The sequence below is a fragment of the Streptosporangium sp. NPDC053982 genome, assembly GCF_055585205.1.
In genome coordinates this window covers 1-1,549 of record NZ_JBVJKQ010000047.1, presented here as the reverse complement: position 1 = coordinate 1,549, position 1,549 = coordinate 1, and the positions used below count along the sequence as shown (strand labels likewise).

General features: G+C 74.0%; 2 protein-coding genes. Both read left to right on the top strand.

Annotation, left to right across the window (positions count from 1 at the left end):
* A partial coding sequence (locus ACZ6W9_RS36950; protein WP_470121860.1) for an acyl carrier protein occupies positions 1 to 738 on the top strand: 738 nt, incomplete at its 5' end.
* Positions 728 to 1,549 (top strand): beta-ketoacyl synthase N-terminal-like domain-containing protein (locus ACZ6W9_RS36945; protein WP_470121859.1); only part of this gene is annotated, 822 nt, incomplete at its 3' end. The genes ACZ6W9_RS36950 and ACZ6W9_RS36945, both read left to right, overlap by 11 nt.

Genomic DNA, 1,549 nt, shown 5'->3' with positions numbered 1-1,549 from the left:
GGTGACGACGCGCTCGTGGTCGGGGCCCGCTGGGACGCCGCCGGGTTGCGTGCCAGGGCCGAGAACGGCGACCTGCCGCCCATGCTGCGCGGCCTCGCCCGCGCCGTGCCGCGCCGGGCCGTCGCGAACCCCGTGACGCCGGCCGCGGCGAGCGGCCCGGAGCTGGGGGAGCGGCTGGCGCTCATGAGCGAGGCCGACGCGCGGGCCCACCTCACCCACCTCGTGAGGGCCCATGTGGCGGCCGTGCTCGCCCACCCCGGACCCGACACCGTGGACGTGGACCGCGCCTTCAACGAACTCGGCTTCGACTCCCTGACCGCCGTCGAGCTGCGCAACCGGCTCAACACCGACACCGGCCTGCGGCTGCCCGCCACGCTGGTCTTCGACCACCCCACCGTCGCGTCGCTCGCGGGGTACCTGTTCACCGGCCTGGCGCCGGACGGGCCCTCGCCGGAGGACGCGCTGCGGGCGGCGGTGGACCAGGCCGAGGCGGCGCTCCTGACCGCCGACGGCGAGGGGGCCGCGGTGCGCCGCCAGCTCGTCGCCATCCTGCAGAGCGCCCTGTCGAGGATCGGCGACACCGGGGCCGCCACCGCGGTCACCGCCGTGAACGGCGCCGGCGGGGCCGAAGAAGAGATCGTTTCCGCATCGGACGAGGAGATCTTCGCCTTGATCGACAACCGAGCCATGACATCACCGCTGAGGACCTCGATGGAACGGCTCGACCATGGCGAGTGAGGCCGAGCTGCGCGCATACCTGAAGCGGGTGACCGTCGACCTGGCGGAGGCCCGCCGGCGACTGGGCGAGGACGAGGAGCGCCGTCGCGAACCGGTGGCGATCGTCGGGATGGCGTGCCGCTACCCGGGCGGGGTCGCCTCCCCGGAGGACCTGTGGGAGCTGGTCTCCTCGGGCAGGGACGCGATCGGTGAGTTCCCGGCGGACCGCGGCTGGGACGTGGACGCGCTGTACGACCCCGACCCCGAGGCGGCCGGGAAGACCTACACCCGCCACGGCGGCTTCCTGTACGACGTCGCCGACTTCGACGCGGCCTTCTTCGGCATCAGCCCGCGCGGCGCGCTGGGCACCGACCCGCAGCACCGGCTGTTCCTGGAGACGTGCTGGGGGGCGCTCGCGCACGCCGGGATCGACCCGGCGACCCTGCACGGCAGCCGCACCGGGATCTACGCGGGCAACATGTTCAACGAGTACTCCTCCCGGTTCATGCACGGCGCGGTGCCCCCGGCCATGGAGGGCACACTGCTGTCCTCCAGCACGCCGAGCGTGCTGTCCGGCCGCGTCTCCTACACCTTCGGCCTGGAGGGGCCGGCGCTGACGGTGGACACCGCCTGCTCGTCCTCACTGGTCACGCTGCATCTCGCCGTACGGGCCCTGCGCCAGGGCGAGTGCTCGCTGGCACTGGCGGGCGGCGTCACCGTGATCGCCGAGCCGGACTCGTTCGTCGAGTTCAGCCGGCAGGGCGCGCTGTCACCCGACGGCCGCTGCAAGTCGTTCTCCGCCTCGGCCGACGGCGCCGCCTGGGCCGAAGGA